Origin of the sequence: Streptomyces sp. RPA4-2 (assembly GCF_012273515.2) — a bacterium.
Classification (GTDB): domain Bacteria; phylum Actinomycetota; class Actinomycetes; order Streptomycetales; family Streptomycetaceae; genus Streptomyces; species Streptomyces kaempferi.
The window spans coordinates 6617517-6635125 of sequence record NZ_CP050975.2 but is presented as its reverse complement, the minus strand read 5'-3'; the positions used below and the strand labels follow the sequence as shown (position 1 = coordinate 6635125).

Below are 17609 nucleotides of genomic sequence, written 5' to 3'. Positions count from 1 at the left end.
GGGAAGGACACCCGCCCGGAGCCCGACAAGTGTCAGGACGCCGGTTCGGATCTCGGCACCGTCACCGTCACCTTGAGCCCGCGCGGCTCGTGATGGGTGTACGAGAGGGAGCCGCCGCCGACCGAGAGCAGCACCCGCGAGATGGACAGGCCGAGCCCCGAGCCCTTGATGTTCTGGTGGCCGGCGCTGCGCCAGAAGCGGTCGCCGATGCGGGCGAGTTCCTCGTCGCTCAGGCCCGGACCGCGGTCGGCGACGACGACCTTCGAGACCTCGCCGTTCGAGGAGACCTCCACCTCGACGGTCTCCCCCTCCGGCGTGAACTTCAGGGCGTTGTCTATCACCGCGTCCAGGGCGCTGGAGAGCGTGATCGGATCGGCCCAGGCGGTGGTGGCCGGGCAGGTACCGGTCAGCCGTACGCCCATGCTGTCGGCGAGGGGCGACCAGGAGGCGACACGCTCGGCCGTCAGCTCGCCGATGTCGGTGAGCCGCAGATCCGCCTCCGCGTGCTCGGCGAGCGCCAGGTCGAGCAGATCGTCCAGGACCTCGGCGAGCCGCTTGCCCTCGGTGCGGACGGAGGCGATCTCCTCGTTGCCCTCCGGCAGTTCGAGGGCGAGCAGTTCGATGCGCAGCAGCAACGCCGAGAGCGGGTTGCGCAGTTGGTGCGAGGCGTCGGCGACGAAGGCCCGCTGCTGCTCCAGGACGTCCTCGACGTTGTCCGCCATCTCGTTGAACGACCGTGCCAGACGCCGGAGTTCCGGCGGGCCGCCGGCGGCCGCCACCCGGGATTTCAGGCGGCCGGTCGCGATGTCGTGGGTGGTGGCGTCGAGGACCCGAACCGGCCTGAGCACCCAGCCGGTCAGCCGCAGCGCCGCGCCGAGGGCGAGGAGCATCGCGGCGATCTCGCCCGCGCCGATGATCAGCCAGCCGTGCAGGATCTTCGAACGCATCTGCCCGGTGGGCGAGTCGGTGACGACGACGGCGATGACGTCACCGTCCCGGATGACCGGGGACGCGACGACGAGGCGGTGCCGCTGCCAGGGCCAGACCTGCTCCGGGTCGTGGCTGCGGCGGCCGAGGAGCGCCTCGTTGAAGGCCTCGCGGCCCTCGCCCTGCGCGGGCAGGTACAAGGTCTCCGGCGCGTTGGCCATGACGGCGAGGTTGCGGTAGAAGACGCCCGTGCGGATGCCGTACACGTCGTAGTACGCGGCGAGTTCCTTGATCAGGGTCTGCCGGCGCTCGTCGACGGCGCTCTCCTTGGGGCCCGTCGGCTGGTCGGTGACGAACTGCGCGAGGGCGGCGAAGCGTGCCGTGTCGTCGATGCGGTCGACGACCACGCGCTGCTGCTCGGCGGCCGCGACGCTCCCGGCGAGCGGGATGCCGAGCGCGAGCAGCACGGCGGCCATCAGGACGATGAGCAGCGGAAGCAGGCGGGTGCGCACGGTGCACGCTACGACGTGGGGGCGACGAGGCGGTACCCCACACCGCGCACGGTCTCGATCAGCGCCGGCATCCGCAGTTTGGAGCGCAGGGACGCGACGTGCACCTCCAGGGTGCGCCCGGTCCCCTCCCAACTGGTGCGCCAGACCTCGCTGATGATCTGTTCCCGGCGGAAGACCACTCCGGGCCGCTGGGCGAGCAGCGCGAGCAGGTCGAACTCCTTGCGGGTCAGCTGAACGACCGAACCGCCCACGCTGACCTGGCGGGTGGGCAGTTCGATGCGGACCTGGCCGAGCCGCAGGGCGCCGTCGCCGGCCACCCCGGCGTCGTCGTGGACGCTGCGGCGGCTGACGGCGTGGATACGGGCGAGCAGTTCCCCGGTGTCGTACGGCTTCACCACGTAGTCGTCGGCGCCGAGGTTGAGGCCGTGGATGCGGGAGCGTACGTCGGAGCGGGCCGTGACCATGATCACCGGGGTGCTGGTGCGCTTGCGGATCTTGCCGCAGACCTCGTAGCCGTCCTGGTCGGGAAGGCCCAGGTCGAGCAGGACGACACCGAAGCAGTCGCTCTCCGGGACCAGTGCCCGCAGAGCCTCCTCGCCGCTGCGGGCGTGCGTGACCTCGAAGCCGTGCCGCGCCAGCACCGCGGACAGGGCGGCGGCGACGTGGTTGTCGTCCTCGACGAGCAGCAGTCTCATTCCGGCCCCCTCCGGTCCATCGGTCGTCCGCCCCGCTTCTTCGCTCATACGGTGCTTCGTTCGCACGTTCTTTCGTTCGCGTCTTTCGCTCGTGCGGTCACGGCCCGGACAGCCGCGGACGGGCCCAACTTGTACAACTTCAAACAGTCTCGTTCTGTACAACCAGGGCACACGCGCGTGCCCCCTGGAAGTCACGCCGATGGACAAGGACGGCGTCAAGAGGGTTCCGGTTGCGGAGGGCTTCCGTTACCCAGCCGGTACCCTGCCGCCCGCCGGCCGCGCACCGGGCGTCCGCGTGCGGCTACGACACGTGTCCGATTGCTATCCGATCGTGATGCTCAAGTTCCCCTCAGATGTAATGACGCTGGTCGCACGGGCTCACTACTGTCCACCGAAACCGAGGAGGACGGAGCCCCAGAGCGATGACCGAAGTATCGGTGGCCAAGGATGCCGTGGCCGCGACCGAGGACCTGGTCGTCCTGAAGAGCGTCAACAAGCACTTCGGCGCGTTGCACGTGCTCCAGGACATCGACCTGACGATCGCCCGTGGCGAGGTCGTCGTGGTCATCGGGCCCTCCGGGTCCGGGAAGTCCACCCTGTGCCGCACCATCAACCGCCTGGAGACGATCGATTCGGGCGACATCACGATCGACGGCGCGCCGCTGCCCGAGGAGGGCAAGGCGCTCGCCCGGTTGCGCGCCGACGTGGGCATGGTCTTCCAGTCCTTCAACCTCTTCGCGCACAAGACGGTGCTCGAGAACGTGATGCTGGGGCAGATCAAGGTCCGCAAGGCGGACAAGAAGCAGGCCGAGGAGAAGGCCCGGACACTGCTCGACCGGGTGGGCGTGGGCACGCAGGCGGACAAGTACCCCGCCCAGCTCTCGGGCGGCCAGCAGCAGCGCGTCGCGATCGCGCGGGCGCTGGCGATGGACCCCAAGGTCATGCTCTTCGACGAGCCGACCTCGGCGCTCGACCCCGAGATGATCAACGAGGTGCTCGAGGTCATGCAGCAACTCGCGCGCGACGGCATGACCATGATCGTCGTCACCCACGAGATGGGCTTCGCGCGCTCGGCCGCGAATCGCGTGGTCTTCATGGCGGACGGCCGCATCGTCGAACAGGCCGCGCCCGACCCGTTCTTCAGCAGCCCGCGCAGCGAGCGCGCCAAGGACTTCCTGTCGAAGATCCTGCACCACTGACGGCCCGCGCTTCTTCACCACCGAAGTTCGCTTCCGAACTGAAGATCCTCGTTGAAGTCCCTGTTCGAAGCCCCTCCTTGAAGCCCTTGACCGAAGACTTGCAACTCCTCCCCACACGAAGGACGTTCACCATGAAGCTCCGTAAGGTCACCGCCGCGGCGGCCGTTGTGCTCTCGCTCGCCGTGACCGCCACGGCGTGCGGTTCGGGCGACAAGAAGGACAGCGACTCCGGCGGCGGCAAGAAGATCACCGTCGGTATCAAGTTCGACCAGCCGGGCATCGGTCAGAAAACGCCCCAGGGCTACTCGGGCTTCGACGTCGACGTCGCCACGTACGTGGCCAAGAAGCTGGGCTACAGCGCCGAGCAGATCCAGTGGAAGGAGACGAAGAGCGCCGACCGCGAGGACGCGCTCAAGCGCGGTGACGTCGACTTCATCGCCGCCTCCTACTCCATCACTCCGGAGCGCCAGGCGAAGGTTGACTTCGCCGGCCCCTACCTGCTCGCGCACCAGGACATCCTGATCCGGGCAGACGACGACACGATCAAGTCGCCGTCGGACCTCAACAGCAAGAAGCTGTGTTCGGTGACCGGTTCGACCTCGGCACAGAACGTGCACGACAAGCTGGCGCCCAAGGCCCAGCTCCAGAAGTACCCGACGTACTCGGCCTGTCTGACCGGTCTGCAGAACAAGGCGATCGACGCCCTGACCACGGACGACTCGATCCTCGCCGGCTACGCCTCGCAGGCGACCTTCAAGGGCAAGTTCCAGCTCGGCGGCTTCAAGATGTCCAACGAGAACTACGGCATCGGCGTCAAGAAGGGCAGCGCCCTCAAGGCCAAGATCAACACTGCTCTGGAGTCCATGGTCTCCGACGGTTCCTGGGAGAAGGCCGTGACGGCCAACTTCGGTCCGGCGGAGTACAAGAACGAGCCTGCGCCGAAGATCGGCAACATCGTCAGCTGATGAAGGGCCCGCCGGTGCGCCGCCCTCGGGGGGTGGCGCACCCGGGCACCACCACACGCGGAAGCGCGGGAGATCGTGTTCGACTTTCTTCAAGGTTACGACCTGCTGGGAGCCTTCTGGGTGACGGTGAAACTCACCGTCCTCTCAGCCGCCGGCTCCCTGATCTGGGGAACGATGCTGGCCGCCATGCGGGTCGGTCCGGTGCCCCTCATGCGCGGTTTCGGTACCGCCTACGTGAACACCGTGCGGAACATCCCGCTGACCGTGATCATCCTGTTCACGTCCCTGGGCCTCAACCAGACGTTGGGCGTCAGTCTCGGCGCGAACAATTTCGACACCATCAACTTCCGGCTCGCCGTGCTCGGTCTGACCGCCTACACCTCGGCGTTCGTCTGCGAGGCGCTGCGGTCCGGCATCAACACCGTGCCCGTCGGCCAGGCGGAGGCGGCCCGCGCGATCGGCCTCAACTTCACCCAGGTGCTGACGCTGATAGTGCTGCCGCAGGCGTTCCGTTCGGTCGTCGGTCCACTGACCAACGTACTGATCGCCCTGACGAAGAACACGACGATCGCGGCCGCGATCGGTGTCGCCGAAGCGGCGACCCTGATGAAGAGCATGATCGAGAACGAGGCACAACTCATCGCGATCTCTGCTGTCTTCGCCTTCGGATTCATGTGTCTGACGCTGCCGACCGGCCTCCTTCTCGGCTGGGTGGGCAAGAAGGTGGCGGTGAAACGATGACGTCCGTCCTCTACGACGCCCAGGGCCCCCGTGCCAAGCGGCGCAACATCCTCTACTCGGCACTGTTCCTGGTCGCCTTCGCGGCCCTGTTGTGGTGGGTGATCACCAGCCTCAACGACAAGGACCAACTGGCCTGGGAGAAGTGGAAACCCTTCGTCCACGGTGAGGCCTGGAGCACGTACCTCTGGCCGGGGCTGCAGAACACGCTGAAGGCCGCGGCTCTCTCCATGGTCATCGCCCTGCCGCTCGGTGCTTTCTTCGGCATAGCCCGGCTCTCCGACCACGTCTGGATCCGGATACCGGCGGCGGCGGTCGTGGAGTTCTTCCGCGCCATCCCGGTGCTGGTCCTCATGATCTTCGCCGTCGCCGCGTACTCCGAGTACACGAGCGTCAGTTCGGACGACCGTGCGCTCTACGCGGTCGTCACGGGACTCGTGCTCTACAACTCCTCGGTCCTCGCGGAGATCGTCCGCGCGGGCATCCTGTCGCTCCCCAAGGGCCAGTCCGAGGCGGCCCTGGCCGTCGGTCTGCGCAAGAACCAGGTCATGCGGTTCATCCTGCTTCCGCAGGCGGTCACCGCGATGCTGCCGGCGATCGTCAGCCAGGTCGTCGTGATCGTGAAGGACACCGCGATCGGCGGCGCGGTCCTCACCTTCCCCGACCTGCTCGCCTCCGTGGGCCCGATGAGCGCGTACTACGGTGCGAACACCATCGCCAGCTTCACCGTCGCGGCCCTGATCTTCATCGCGATCAACTTCAGTCTCACGAGCTTCGCGAGCTGGCTGGAGGGACGGCTGCGGCGCGGCAAGAAGTCGACGGGCGCGGTACTGCCGCCGGCCGCGGTCGCGGGCACGGAAGCGACCGGGGCGGGCGGCGGCATCTCCATCTGACGGAGCCTCACCCGGGGTCGGCGCGGACGGGGGCAGCGGCATGATCGCCACTGCCCCCGTCACTTGACGCAAGCAGCGGCAATAGGTTGCATACGTTCTGTGATCGTGCACCCTGCTCCGTCCTCCTGTTCACCTACGTCCTTCAGGGCACCGCTGCGGGCAGGGGGCGCCGCGCCGTGGACCCGGTGATCATCGTCGGCGCGGGGCCCGTGGGCCTCACGCTGGCCCTTGCGCTGGCCCGCCAGGAAGTCCCCTCCGTGGTCCTCGACGAGGGACCGGGCAAGGACGAACAGCGGCTCGCGCGGACGGTGGTACTGCGTGAGGACACCGCCGCGCTCGTCGAACGCCTGACGGGTCTCCCCCTCTCCGCGGCCGGTTTCCATTGGGCCGGATGGCGGTCGATGCGGCGCAAGCAGGTGATGCGCGAGATCGGATTCGACGCGAAGGATTCCAGCGGGCCGGGAAGTACGGGGAGCCCCGGGGAGCCCGGCGACGACGTGCTCGCGCCACCGCTGCATCTCGCCCAGCACACCCTCACGACCGCCCTGCGCGAGGCCATCGCCCACGAGCGGCTCATCAAGCTCGCCGTCAACAGCCGCCTCGACTCGATCGAGCAGGAGACCTCAGGCGTCACCGCACACACCCGGGGCTCCAACGGCACCTGGTGGAGGGGAAGTTACCTCGTAGGCTGCGACGGTCCGCGCTCGACCGTGCGCAAGCTCCAGGACATCCGCTTCCCCGGGCGCACGGCCGTCGAACGGCACGCCGTGGCCGCGCTGCGGACAGAACTGCCCTGGCCCGGCGAAGCGTTGCTGCACCGGATGCCACCGTGGCGGACCTCCGGCCCCTCAGCCGGCGAGGTGACCGCCCGCCCCCTCGCCGACGACGTGTGGCGCCTGGACTGGCTGCTGCCGCCCGGCAAGGACCTGGTCACCCCCGACCTGCTGGTGACGCGCATCCGGGAGACCCTCGCGGGCTGGAGCGGCGGCCCCACACCCCCGTACGAACTGCTCGACACCGGCGTCCACACCGTCCATCACCGCCTCGCGCGCCGGTGGCGGTCCGACCGGGTGTTCCTGGCCGGGGACGCCGCGCACCTGCTCGGCGCACTCGGCACCCAAGGCCTGGACGAGGGCCTGCGCGACGCCGACAACCTCGCCTGGAAGCTGGCGGTGGCCTGGCACCACGGCCCGCACGAGGCGCTGCTCGACAGCTACCAGGTGGAGCGGCGTGCCGTCGTCGCCGCCCGGCTGCGCGCCGCCGACCAGGCGCTTCCGGTGCTGCGCGGTGGCGGAGGACTGCGGGCATACGTGCCCGGATCGGCCCGCGGCCACGACGTCATGCTCACGGACGGGCACCTGGGACGCGGCCCGCTGGGCAGGCCGGGGACGTACGCCGACTCACCGCTCGCACCCCGCCCCTCCGAGTCGGAGACTCCGGTGGACACGGCGCCCGGTGCGCCGGTCGTCGACGTACGGGTGACCGCGGAGGACGGCACGTTCGTACCGCTGCGGGACCGGCTCGGCCGCGGCGTGCTGCTCGTCGTCCTGATCGCACCCGGTACGGGGGTGTGGGAGCGGAAGCACTGGGTGACGGCCGGGATCATGCCCCGGCTCGCGGCCGCCGTGACCGCGCTGCCCCACCCCGCCGAGCTCCTGGTGGCCGAGAGCTACCCCGGCGCGGCCGCGCACAGCGTGCTGCTGGTACGGCCCGACGGCCACCTGGTCACCGCGCTGAGCGGAGTGCGCCCGGCCGACCTCTACGCGGCGGCCGAGGCGGCACTGGGCGGCCCGGCCGGGCCGGCGGCCGAAGCGGAGCGGGGGGCGAGAGCGGAGAACGCGGTGCGCACGGGGTGACGGCCGGGCCGTTCTCCCGCGGGGCCACCCGAACCCGCCCGTACCCGCCCGTACTCGCTCGAACCTGACGGGCTCGCACTCGCGGTGCCCATGGGTCGCGGCGGGCCTCCCGGGCCCGGCTCGCGGGTGCGATCCGGGTCTCGACCGCACCATCGTGACGCACCGCACGCGTGAGGGATCGCACGCAGTGACGAGGTGTACTCCGCGGATGCCCGTCCGCGGGGCCGCTGTCCGACCACCCCCGGGGTGATGCCCGTACGCCCGCGTGGTCGGTCGCGCGGGCGCTGGCCCGGCTGCCGGTGCCGCCCGGACCTCGCGTTCTTCCGGCTCACCGTCGCCCGTGAGCTCCCGGACCGACCTCGTCCGTGTCCGCCGCACTCGAGGACCGGTGTCCCGTCGGCCCGGAATCCGTCGGGCCGGCCCGGGTGACTGGCTGGTCCACATAGTGACAGTGAGTTGACCGGTCCGAACCGCCATGGTGTACTCCGGATCGTGACCGACACCTGTGTGCGCCTGTGGCGGAGGGTCCATATGGACCTCCTCCGCTATGCGGGCTGCGTGTGTCGACCGTCCTGCTGAATTCGCTCCCCCTCTTCCCGTGCGCGCCCTCCGTGCTGACGCGCGCCCCTCGCGAACCCTCAGGACGGTACAAGTGTCTGTGTCCCCCGCTGTCTCAGCGCCCCCACAAGCTCCCTCGCAGGCCGACCTGCTCGACTTCGTGCGCCGCGCCGCCGCCGACACCGAGTTGGTCGCCTCGCTTCCGCTCGACCCCCAGGGCCGTACCTGGGTCCGGCTGGAAGGCCCGGGGGGCAGCGAGGCGTGGCTCATCGGCTGGCCCCCCGGCACCGGAACCGGCTGGCACGACCACGCCGACTCGGTCGGCGCCTTCCTCACCGCGGCCGGCGAGCTCAGGGAGTACTCGCTCGCCGCACGGCTGCCCACCGACGGCTGGAAGACCCTCGAACTGACCGAGGGTGTCGACCGCGAGCGGCGGCTGCCGGCCGGCAAGGGCCGTTCCTTCGGCCGCCACCATGTGCACGAGGTGCTCAACGAGTCCACCGAGGAGCACGCGATCTCCGTCCACGCGTACTACCCGCCGCTGCCCCGGATCCGCCGCTACAGCCGTACCGGGCAGATCCTCCGACTTGAGCAGGTCGAACGACCGGAGGACTGGCAGTGAGCGACCGCACCCAAGCCCCGGTGGGCATCGACGCGTTGCTGGAGGAGGTCCGCGCGGGACTCGACCGGGTGGATGCCGGGGAGGCACACGACGCCGCACGGGCGGGCGAAGCCCTTCTCGTCGACATCCGGTACGCCGCCCTGCGTGACCGCGACGGGCTGATCCCCGGTGCCCTCGTCGTCGAACGCAACGAACTGGAGTGGCGGCTCGACCCCCAGGGCAGCCATCGCGTCCCCGAGGCCACCAGCCACGATCTGCGGGTCGTCGTGATCTGCAACGAGGGGTACGCGTCCAGCCTCGCGGCCGTGTCCCTGCGCCAGGTGGGACTGCGACGGGCGACCGACCTGGTCGGGGGATTCCAGGCGTGGAAGGCGGCCGGTCTACCGGTGACGGCGCCGTCCCCGTAGTCCCCGTAGCCCCGTGGTCCCCGTGGTCCCCGTGGTCCGGGCAGACCTCGTGGTTCAGGTGGTTCCGGGCGTGGTTCAGGTGGCTCCGCCAGGGTGGGCGCCCTCTGCCGTAAGGGGCGGCCGCCGTGGCGTACCGGCCCTCGCTCCTGCCGTTCGGAACCGGGTGCCCGGAATCCCGTCAGGCCCGGACCTCCTGTCCGGAATGCTCGCCGGGCCAGAACTCCCGGTGCCCGCGACCCTGCCGGGTCAGAACCCCTCGTCCCCGAGTCCCTCCGTGTCCTCGCCCTCTTCCTCCAGGGCCTGGCGGACCACCCGCAGGGCCATGCCCTCGGGGTAACCCTTGCGGGCGAGCATGCCCGCGAGACGGCGCAGCCGCTTGTCGCGGTCGAGGCCACGCGTGGAGCGCAGCTTGCGGGCCACGAGTTCGCGCGCCGTCATCTCCTCCTGCTCGGAGTCGAGCTGTCCGACGGCCTCGTCGATGAGCGTCGAGTCCACGCCCTTGGTCCGCAGTTCCCGGGCGAGGGCCCGCCGGGCCAGACCCCGGCCGTGGTGCCGGGACTCCACCCAGGCGTCCGCGAAGGCGCCGTCGTTGATCAGACCGACCTCCTCGAAGCGTGACAGGACCTCGTCCGCGACCTCGTCGGGGATCTCACGTTTGCGCAGCGCGTCCGCGAGCTGTTTCCGCGTACGCGGGGTCCCGGTGAGCAGGCGCAGACAGATCGCCCGCGCCCGCTCAGCCGGGTCCCCTGGGGGCTCCCCCTTCTCGGCCCTCGACGAGGTGGGAGTGCCTCCATCCTGTGGGTCGCCGGACGGCTCACCGAAACCGCCGCTTCTCCGAGGCCCTCGTCCACCGCGCGGCCCTCCGTCGCCGCGCCGGCCGGCACCGCCACGGCGTGAACCGTCAGCCGGCGAACCGTGCGGGTCCGCCGGAACGTCGCCGTAGCCCGCCGGACCGTCCGTGCCGCCGCGCCCGACACGGCCGCGGGGGCCTCCGCTCCAACGGCCCTCGCCGTCCGGTCCGTCCGGGTCCCCGCCGGGGAACCCGTCGGAGCCGTGCGCCCCGCCGTGGGCTCTTCCGCTGTCTCCGACCGCATCGCCGGGCCCCCCGTGCCCCCGCCCCTCCGGTGGCACGGGGTCGGCGTACTCGGCCCAGTCGGTTCGTCGCGTCATGGACTAGCTCTTGGCCGCCGCGGTCTTGGACTTGGTCGTCTTGACCGCGGGGGCCGGGACCGTCTTCGCGGCCTCGTCCGAGGCGGTCGGGGCCGCCGCGTCCGCGCCCGGCTCGACGGTGGGCTCCGCCGCCGGCCTCACGCCGACGCCCAGCTTCTCCTTGATCTTCCTCTCGATCTCGTTCGCGAGGTCGGGGTTGTCCTTGAGGAAGTTGCGCGCGTTCTCCTTGCCCTGGCCGAGCTGGTCGCCCTCGTACGTGTACCAGGCGCCGGCCTTGCGCACGAAGCCGTGCTCCACGCCCATGTCGATCAGGCCGCCCTCACGGCTGATGCCGTGCCCGTAGAGGATGTCGAACTCGGCCTGCTTGAAGGGGGGCGCGACCTTGTTCTTGACGACCTTGACGCGGGTGCGGTTGCCGACCGCGTCCGTGCCGTCCTTCAGCGTTTCGATGCGGCGGATGTCGAGACGCACCGAGGCGTAGAACTTCAGCGCCCGGCCACCCGTCGTGGTCTCCGGGGAACCGAACATCACGCCGATCTTCTCGCGCAGCTGGTTGATGAAGATCGCGGTGGTCTTCGACTGGTTGAGCGCGCTGGTGATCTTGCGCAGGGCCTGGCTCATCAGACGGGCCTGCAGACCCACGTGCGAGTCGCCCATCTCGCCCTCGATCTCCGCGCGCGGCACCAGGGCGGCGACGGAGTCGATGACGATGAGGTCGAGCGCGCCGGAGCGGACGAGCATGTCCACGATTTCCAGAGCCTGCTCACCGTTGTCCGGCTGGGACAGGATCAGGTTGTCGATGTCGACGCCGAGCTTCTTCGCGTACTCGGGGTCGAGGGCGTGCTCGGCGTCCACGAAGGCCACCTGGCCGCCGGCCTTCTGCGCGTTCGCCACCGCGTGCAGCGTCAGCGTCGTCTTGCCGGAGGACTCCGGGCCGTACACCTCCACCACTCGGCCGCGCGGCAGGCCGCCGACACCGAGCGCCACGTCGAGCGCGGTCGACCCGGTGGGGATGACCTCGATGGGCTCGTTCGGGCGCTCGCCCAGGCGCATCACCGCGCCCTTGCCGAATTGCCGTTCAATCTGTGCGAGCGCGGCGTCGAGCGCCTTCTCGCGGTCAGTACCTGCCATGGGTTCCACCCGATTTGCTTGAGTCGATCGCTTCACGTCAAAGACGCTAACGCCTGCCACTGACAATGCGCCCCGACGCCCGCCCGACCTGTGGATAACTCGGGCACATCTCCACGAAAGCCCTGCCGGAATCCCCGCCATGAGCCCCGCCGGAGATTCCATAAGAATGGATGTTCGATTTTGGTGTCAAGCGCACCACGCGGCACCTCCGAGACTACGGTCACGGTCCGACAACGGCCGGACCCCGGTGCCGGGCCCTGTCCGGGCGGGGATGCGACGCGGCGTACGGCGGAATCCCGGCCCACCGGCCCGGCCGTGTCCTCCGCATACTCTCCGCGGCGTACGGCGGGAGTCTTCGGCCGTACGACGACCCCGTGCTCCGGGCCGTCGAAGCTGAACCCATGGACCATCCGGAGAGCCTCGCGGAACACCGCGGCGGAACACACCCGCCCGCCCTCACCACTCCACCGGCCACCGTCCCCGCGCCGCGCCCGGGCCACCGGGAGGGCAGGGGTGCCCGTGCCGCGTGGCGCGCGGTCCGTCCCTCCGAGCGCCTCTGCCACGGCACCGGAGCCGTGCTGACGCTCTCCGGGCTGGCGCACCTGGTCGTCTTCGCCGTGGACGGCGGGCCCTGGGACGGGCCCGTCTCCTGGCGCAAGCCCGTGACGTTCGGGCTCTCCTTCGGACTGACGCTGATCGCGCTCACCTGGGTCACGTCGTACCTGCGCGTCGGTGCGCGCCTGCGCACCGCGCTGCTCGTCGTGTTCGCCGCGGACTGTGTCGTGGAGGTCGGCGGGATCACGCTTCAGGCGTGGCGCCGGGTGCCCTCGCACCTCAACATGGAGACCGCCTTCGACACGGCGGTGTCGATGACGCTCGCGGTGGGCGGCGGGGTCCTGGTGGTGCTGCTCACCGTGTTCGCGGTCGCCTCCTTCCGGAACCGGCCCGCGGGCCCCACGGGAATGCCGCTCGCGGTGCGCTCCGGGTTCGCGATCCTGCTCGTCGCCCTGCTGTCGGGTGCCGCGATGATCGCGCGCGGTGTCGTCCTCACCCGTACCGGCCACCAGGAGGCGGCGTATCACTCGACGGCCCCGCTCAAGCCCCTGCACGGCGTGAGCCTGCACGCGGTGCTGGTCCTGCCCGCACTGGCCGGGCTGCTGTCCCGCACCTCGTGGAGCGGCCGGACGCAACTGCGGATCATGTACGCGGCGGTCGGCTGCTGGTCGGCGACGGTCCTGGGCGCCGCGGCCTGGGCGGTCCTCACCTGGTGAGACCCGCCTCGCCGCAGGTCCCGCGGGACGGTCCCGGCCGGGCTCGTCCGCCGCTGGGCCTCATCTGCCGAACAGCCCGCGCAGCCGCGCGCGGAAGGGGGTGGATCGCCTGATCCGCCGCCCGTGCACCCGGGGGTCGTCCGTGACGTCGTACCGCTTCACGTACGCGCCCAGGAAGGCCTGCAGCGTGGCGACCGCGGGAATGGCGATCAGGGCGCCGACGGCACCGAGAAGCGCGGTGCCCGCGATGACCGAGCCGAAGGCGACCGCGGGGTGGATGTCGACGGTTTTGGAGGTCAGCTTCGGCTGCAGCACGTAGTTCTCGAACTGCTGGTAGATCACGACGAAGACCAGCACCCAGAGCGCGTACCAGGGATCGACCGTGAAGGCGATCAGCATCGGCAGGGCACCCGCGAGATACGTGCCGATGGTGGGGATGAACTGCGAGACCAGGCCCACCCAGACGGCGAGCACGGGCGCGTAGGGCACGCCCAGGGACTCCAGCAGGATGTAGTGCGCGATGCCGGAGATCAGCGCCATCAGACCGCGCGAGTACAGATAGCCGCCGGTCTTGTCGACCGCGATCTCCCACGCCCGCAGCACCTCGGCCTGCCGCGCGGGCGGCAGCACGGAGCACAGCGCGCGCCGCAGCCGCGGCCCGTCGGCCGCGAAGTAGAACGAGAACAGCGTGATCGTCAGCAGCTTGAAGAGGCCCCCGAGCACCTGCGCGGACACGTCCAGGACGCCGGTCGCGCTGTTCTGCACGTACTTCCGCAGCCAGTCGGAGTGGACCAGGCTGTCCTGGACGTCCACCCGTCTCAGGTCGGTGTGGAAGGTCGAGTTGATCCAGTTGATCACCGAGTCCAGGTAGTCGGGGAAGCCCTCGATCATCTTGATGATCTGGCCCGCGAGCATCGAGCCGAGCAGGGCGACGAATCCGGCGGTCACGATGAGCAGGCCGAAGAAGACGAGGAAGGTGGCCATCCCCCGGCGCATGTTGTAGGAGGCCATCCAGCTCACCGCGGGCTCGATCGCGAGCGCCAGGAAGAACGCGATGAGAATGTTGATCAACAGGCCTATCAGCTGGTGGAACGCCCAACTGCCGAGCTGGAAGACCGCGATGAGGGTGAGCGCGAGCACCATGGCGCGCGGCAGCCACCGCGGCATGCGGGCGCCCTGCCCCGCGGCGTTCCTGCCGGGAGGCGGTGTGGGCGGCGTCGTGCCGAACGGTGATGTCTGCTGGTCGACCTGTGCGGTCTCGTCTGTCGGGGCCACGGTGCAAGTCTCGCCCACGCCACCGACAATCGGTGCCCGGCCCCGGACCTTGGTGGCCGGTCAGCGGCTTTCGCCCGGAAGTTCCCGTCCCGTCAGCGGTTTTCGTACGGAACGTTCATGGTCGCGCACACCACGCGCCACACGTCCTTGGCCTCCCAGCCGGCGTCCAGGGCCTCGTGCACCGTCCGGCCGCCGAGATCCGTCATCACATGATCGCGCGCGAAGGTGTCGGCGTACCCCGCACCGAAGTGCTCCGCCATCCGCTGCCAGAAGACCGTCAACCGCATGACTCCAGTATCCCGCCCCTGAGAGTGGGTCCCGGCCGGGACCCCTTGCCGAGACCGCTTTCCGTCCTACGGTCTGAGGCATGGCCGAAACCGGAGCATCCCCACTCCCCCCGACGCCCCCGGCGCACACCCCGCTCTCACGCGCCGAGCACTTCGTCTGGCTCACGGCGCGCGTGCTGGAGCAGCGCCGCTTCGTGTACCACTTCCTGAACGGCGACGACGGCGACGACGGCGGCGCCGACGCGGTCGAGACCGCGCTGGCCGCCTACCGCAACGACGACGAGGGATACGGTCATGCGCTCGAACCCGATCTGCGCGGCCCGGTCAGCCAGCCACTGCACACGGCGCACGCCCTGCGCGTGCTCGACTCGATCGGGCGCTGCGGCGGACAGCGCGTGGACCGCGTGTGCCGCTATCTGACGTCCGTCTCGACGGCGGACGGCGCGCTGCCGGCCATCCGTCCCAGTCAGCGCGGGTATCCCCACGCCCCCTTCGTCCCGGTCGTCGACGACCCGCCGAGCGAACTGCTGGCCACCGGGCCCGTGGTGGGCCTGCTGCACCGCAACGAGGTGTGGCACGCCTGGCTGTTCCGGGCCACCGACTTCTGCTGGCAGGCGGTGGACTCCCTGGAGAAGTCCCATCCCTACGAGGTCGAGGCGGCCGTGGCCTTCCTGGACTCCGCGCCCGACCGCCCGCGCGCGGAGGCCGCCGCCGACCGGCTCGGCCGGCTGGTGCGCGAGCAACGGCTCGCCGCGCTGGACCCGGAGCGCCTCGACGCGTTCCCGGTGGCCTCCGGCTACGCGCCGGGCGAGCACCATTTCCCGTACGACTACGCGAAGACGCCGGGCTCGCTCGCGCGCGCGTGGTTCACCGACGAGGAGATGGCCCGCTCCCTCGACTTCCTCGCGGACGAGCAGCGCAAGGACGGCGGCTGGCCGGTCCGCTGGCGGGCCTGGGCACCGGGCACCGCCCTGGAGTGCCGTCCCATGGTGACGATCGAGGCACTGCGCACCCTGCGGGCCCACGGGCGGGCCATCGGCTGACCCCGGGGGCGCGGGTTCGGTCCGCCGGCCGTCACGGGCCGGGGATCCCCGCCGCCCGCCTCCGGTGCCGCCGGTCGTCGCCCGCGCCGTCAGCCGGTCATGGCCCGCACTCCCGCCGTCACGACCACCGCGGCACCCACCACGAGCAGGAAGGGGGCCCGTAGGAGCAGCGCCACGGCGGCCGCGGCGAGTCCGGCGGCCTTCGCGTCCACGACCAGGACGCGCCCGTCGGCGAAGGTCTGCTGCGCCGTGAGCGCGGCCAGCAGGGCGACGGGCAGCAGGGCTGCGAGGCGCTTGACGAGCGGGCGCTCCAGGACGCCCGCCGGAACGAGCAGCCCGGTGAGTTTGACCACGTAGCAGCCGACGGCGGTCACACCGATCGCGATCCAGATGTTCAACGGTCCTCCCCCGGTGCGTCGTGGCCGGTCCCCGGCCGTCCGTCGGTCCCCGGGCGCCGGCGTCCCTCCACGTAGAGGGCGGCGGGAGCGGCCAGCGCGGCCACCAGCACCGGAACTCCCGCGGGCAGCACGGAGAGCAGACCGAGCCCCAGGAGGACCGCGGCACCGGCGACCGCGCGCTCCGTGGTGGTCGTCAGCATCGGTGCGAGCAGTGCGAGGAAGACGGCGGGCCCGGCGGCGTCCAGCCCCCACGCGTCGGTGTCCCCGATGGCGTCGGCCCCGACGGCGCCCAGGAGCGTGGTCAGGTTCCACAGGACGTAGAGGGTGAGCCCGGTGACGGTGAAGCCGATCCGGACGCTGCGGCGGGTCGGCTGGGCCAGCGCCACGGCCGTGGTCTCGTCGATCACCCACTGCGCGGCGAACGGACGCACCGCGCGCGGGAGGGCCAGCAACTGCGACAGACGCAGTCCGTAGAAGGCGTTGCGCACTCCGAGGAAGAAGGCGCCCGCGGCAGCCGTGAGGGGATTGCCGCCGCTCGCGAGAGCGCCCACGAGCGCGAACTGGGAGGCGCCGGTGAACACCAGGAGGCTGAGCGCACAGGTCTGCGGCACCGTGAGTCCGCTGCCGGCCGAGGTCACCCCGAAGGCGAAGCCGGACAGTCCGACGGCGATCCCGACTCCCAGGGCGTCCCGGACGACGGCGGCGTCGGGTCTTCCGCCGTCTTCATTCCTGTGTGTCGCTGCGTGAGCTGTCTGTTCTGCCACACCCCGGACGGTAGGTACAGCCCCGGCTCGGCGTCTTGTACGTTCTTGCGCTCACGCTGGTAGGCGCCCGGGGGCACGCCCACGATCCGTGTGAAGTGGCGGTTCAGATGGGGCTGGTCGGTGAAGCCGACGGTGACGGCCGCGTCCGCGGGCGCGGAACCGGTGTCCAGGAGCCGGCGGGCCCTGCGGACCCGGGCGTCGGTGAGCCAGGTGTGCGGCGGCATGCCGTAGGTGTCACGGAAGGCGCGCAGCAGGGCGAACGGGCTGGTGCCCAGGTCGGTGGCGAGCCGCTCCAGGGTCGGCGGCTCGGCCATCCGCTCCTCCAGCACGGCACGCGCGCGAGCGGCGACGCGGGAACCGGCGGTGTGCACGGCCCGCCGCGGCAGAGGGCCCCCGTTCAGACGGAGCAGCCGGGTCACGGCGACCCTCAGCAGGGTGTCGGCGGCGAGCGCGTTGCCCTCCTCGGCGGCCCGGAGCACCTCGTGGACCAGGCTCACGGCGTACGGGTCGTCGAGCACCGGGCGGGTGAATCCGGGGGTGCCGCGGATCGTGGTGGTCTCGGCGGCGATCTCCGCCATCAGTTCGGGGGACGGGTACACCGCCCCGTACCGCCAGCCCTCGGGGACACCCGCCCGGCCCGTGTGCGGGGTGTCGGGGTTGACGAGCGCGAGGGTGCCCGGGCCCGCGTACTGGTCGGCGCCGCCGTGGTGGAAGACCTCGACGCCGTCGGCGATGGCGGCGATCACGAAGTTCTCGTGGGTGTGCCGCACGAAGACCTTCTCGACGAAGCGGGCGCGCAGCAGATCGACACCCGGCAGTTCCGCGTACTGCCAGTGCCGTGCCCGCTCCTGTCCCGAACCTGCCACCTCCTCATTCTCCGCGACGCCACGGCCGGACA

At 70.8% G+C, this 17609-nt stretch carries 19 protein-coding genes; 10 read left to right on the top strand and 9 right to left on the bottom strand.

Annotation, left to right across the window (positions count from 1 at the left end):
- Positions 1-32: 32 nt before the first annotated feature.
- Both HEP85_RS29100 and HEP85_RS29095 read right to left on the bottom strand, forming a co-directional pair.
- A complete protein-coding gene (locus HEP85_RS29100) occupies positions 33-1439 on the bottom strand; it encodes a HAMP domain-containing sensor histidine kinase (RefSeq protein ID WP_329290900.1) in 1407 nt (468 codons plus the stop codon).
- 8 nt (positions 1440-1447) lie between these two features.
- Complete coding sequence (locus HEP85_RS29095; protein ID WP_168530537.1) at positions 1448-2134, bottom strand: response regulator transcription factor; 687 nt, start codon at positions 2132-2134, stop codon at positions 1448-1450.
- A 422-nt stretch (positions 2135-2556) separates the two neighbouring features.
- Here HEP85_RS29095 and HEP85_RS29090 point away from each other — a divergent pair, with 422 nt between their 5' ends.
- The 8 genes from HEP85_RS29090 (at position 2557) to HEP85_RS29055 (ending at position 9372) form a co-directional block, all read left to right on the top strand.
- Complete coding sequence (locus HEP85_RS29090; protein ID WP_168530536.1) at positions 2557-3333, top strand: amino acid ABC transporter ATP-binding protein; 777 nt, start codon at positions 2557-2559, stop codon at positions 3331-3333.
- Between the two features lie 131 nt (positions 3334-3464).
- Complete coding sequence (locus tag HEP85_RS29085; protein ID WP_168530535.1) at positions 3465-4298, top strand: glutamate ABC transporter substrate-binding protein; 834 nt, start codon at positions 3465-3467, stop codon at positions 4296-4298.
- Between the two features lie 75 nt (positions 4299-4373).
- Entirely contained in the window at positions 4374-5039 is a 666-nt protein-coding gene (locus HEP85_RS29080) for an amino acid ABC transporter permease (protein WP_168530534.1), read from the top strand.
- Positions 5036-5929, top strand: a complete 894-nt coding sequence (locus HEP85_RS29075) for an amino acid ABC transporter permease (protein WP_168530533.1) — start codon at positions 5036-5038, stop codon at positions 5927-5929. The genes HEP85_RS29080 and HEP85_RS29075 overlap by 4 nt, the downstream gene beginning before the upstream one ends.
- Before the next feature lie 176 nt (positions 5930-6105).
- A complete protein-coding gene (locus HEP85_RS29070) occupies positions 6106-7785 on the top strand; it encodes an FAD-dependent monooxygenase (RefSeq protein ID WP_369657885.1) in 1680 nt (559 codons plus the stop codon).
- Positions 7786-8277: 492 nt separating this feature from the next.
- The gene (locus HEP85_RS29065) at positions 8278-8364 is read left to right on the top strand and encodes a putative leader peptide (RefSeq protein WP_348772510.1); all 87 of its coding nucleotides are present in this window, start codon (positions 8278-8280) and stop codon (positions 8362-8364) included.
- A 79-nt stretch (positions 8365-8443) separates the two neighbouring features.
- Positions 8444-8965 carry a cysteine dioxygenase gene (locus tag HEP85_RS29060; RefSeq protein WP_168534127.1) on the top strand — a complete coding sequence of 174 codons (522 nt, stop codon included), beginning with the start codon at positions 8444-8446 and terminating at the stop codon, positions 8963-8965.
- Positions 8962-9372: a rhodanese-like domain-containing protein gene (locus HEP85_RS29055; protein WP_248002111.1), complete on the top strand. Its 411-nt coding sequence runs from the start codon at positions 8962-8964 to the stop codon at positions 9370-9372. The genes HEP85_RS29060 and HEP85_RS29055 overlap by 4 nt, the downstream gene beginning before the upstream one ends.
- A 246-nt stretch (positions 9373-9618) precedes the next feature.
- Here HEP85_RS29055 and recX read toward each other — a convergent pair whose 3' ends face one another.
- Positions 9619-10542, bottom strand: coding sequence for a recombination regulator RecX (recX, locus tag HEP85_RS29050; RefSeq protein WP_369657884.1), 924 nt, complete (start codon positions 10540-10542; stop codon positions 9619-9621).
- Between the two features lie 3 nt (positions 10543-10545).
- Positions 10546-11673: a recombinase RecA gene (gene recA, locus HEP85_RS29045; protein WP_168530531.1), complete on the bottom strand. Its 1128-nt coding sequence runs from the start codon at positions 11671-11673 to the stop codon at positions 10546-10548.
- 401 nt (positions 11674-12074) lie between these two features.
- Here recA and HEP85_RS29040 point away from each other — a divergent pair, with 401 nt between their 5' ends.
- Positions 12075-12944: a hypothetical protein gene (locus tag HEP85_RS29040; protein WP_248002110.1), complete on the top strand. Its 870-nt coding sequence runs from the start codon at positions 12075-12077 to the stop codon at positions 12942-12944.
- Positions 12945-13004: 60 nt separating this feature from the next.
- Here HEP85_RS29040 and HEP85_RS29035 read toward each other — a convergent pair whose 3' ends face one another.
- Together HEP85_RS29035 and HEP85_RS29030 are read right to left on the bottom strand one after the other, a co-directional pair.
- The gene (locus HEP85_RS29035; RefSeq protein WP_168530530.1) at positions 13005-14219 is read right to left on the bottom strand and encodes an AI-2E family transporter; all 1215 of its coding nucleotides are present in this window, start codon (positions 14217-14219) and stop codon (positions 13005-13007) included.
- A 92-nt stretch (positions 14220-14311) separates the two neighbouring features.
- Entirely contained in the window at positions 14312-14506 is a 195-nt protein-coding gene (locus HEP85_RS29030; RefSeq protein ID WP_168530529.1) for a DUF3046 domain-containing protein, read from the bottom strand.
- 80 nt (positions 14507-14586) lie between these two features.
- Between HEP85_RS29030 and HEP85_RS29025 the strand changes: the two genes are divergently transcribed.
- Positions 14587-15549, top strand: a complete 963-nt coding sequence (locus HEP85_RS29025; RefSeq protein ID WP_168530528.1) for a hypothetical protein — start codon at positions 14587-14589, stop codon at positions 15547-15549.
- An 89-nt stretch (positions 15550-15638) separates the two neighbouring features.
- Here the strand turns inward: HEP85_RS29025 and HEP85_RS29020 are convergent, their stop codons facing one another.
- The 3 genes from HEP85_RS29020 to HEP85_RS29010 are packed head-to-tail and all read right to left on the bottom strand — an operon-like array spanning position 15639 to position 17577.
- Positions 15639-15947, bottom strand: a complete 309-nt coding sequence (locus HEP85_RS29020; RefSeq protein ID WP_168530527.1) for an AzlD domain-containing protein — start codon at positions 15945-15947, stop codon at positions 15639-15641.
- A complete protein-coding gene (locus tag HEP85_RS29015; RefSeq protein WP_168534121.1) occupies positions 15944-16630 on the bottom strand; it encodes an AzlC family ABC transporter permease in 687 nt (228 codons plus the stop codon). Before HEP85_RS29015 ends, HEP85_RS29020 begins: the two co-directional genes overlap by 4 nt.
- Positions 16582-17577, bottom strand: a complete 996-nt coding sequence (locus HEP85_RS29010; RefSeq protein WP_168530526.1) for an AraC family transcriptional regulator — start codon at positions 17575-17577, stop codon at positions 16582-16584. The genes HEP85_RS29015 and HEP85_RS29010 overlap by 49 nt, the downstream gene beginning before the upstream one ends.
- Between the last annotated feature and the right edge of the window lie 32 nt (positions 17578-17609).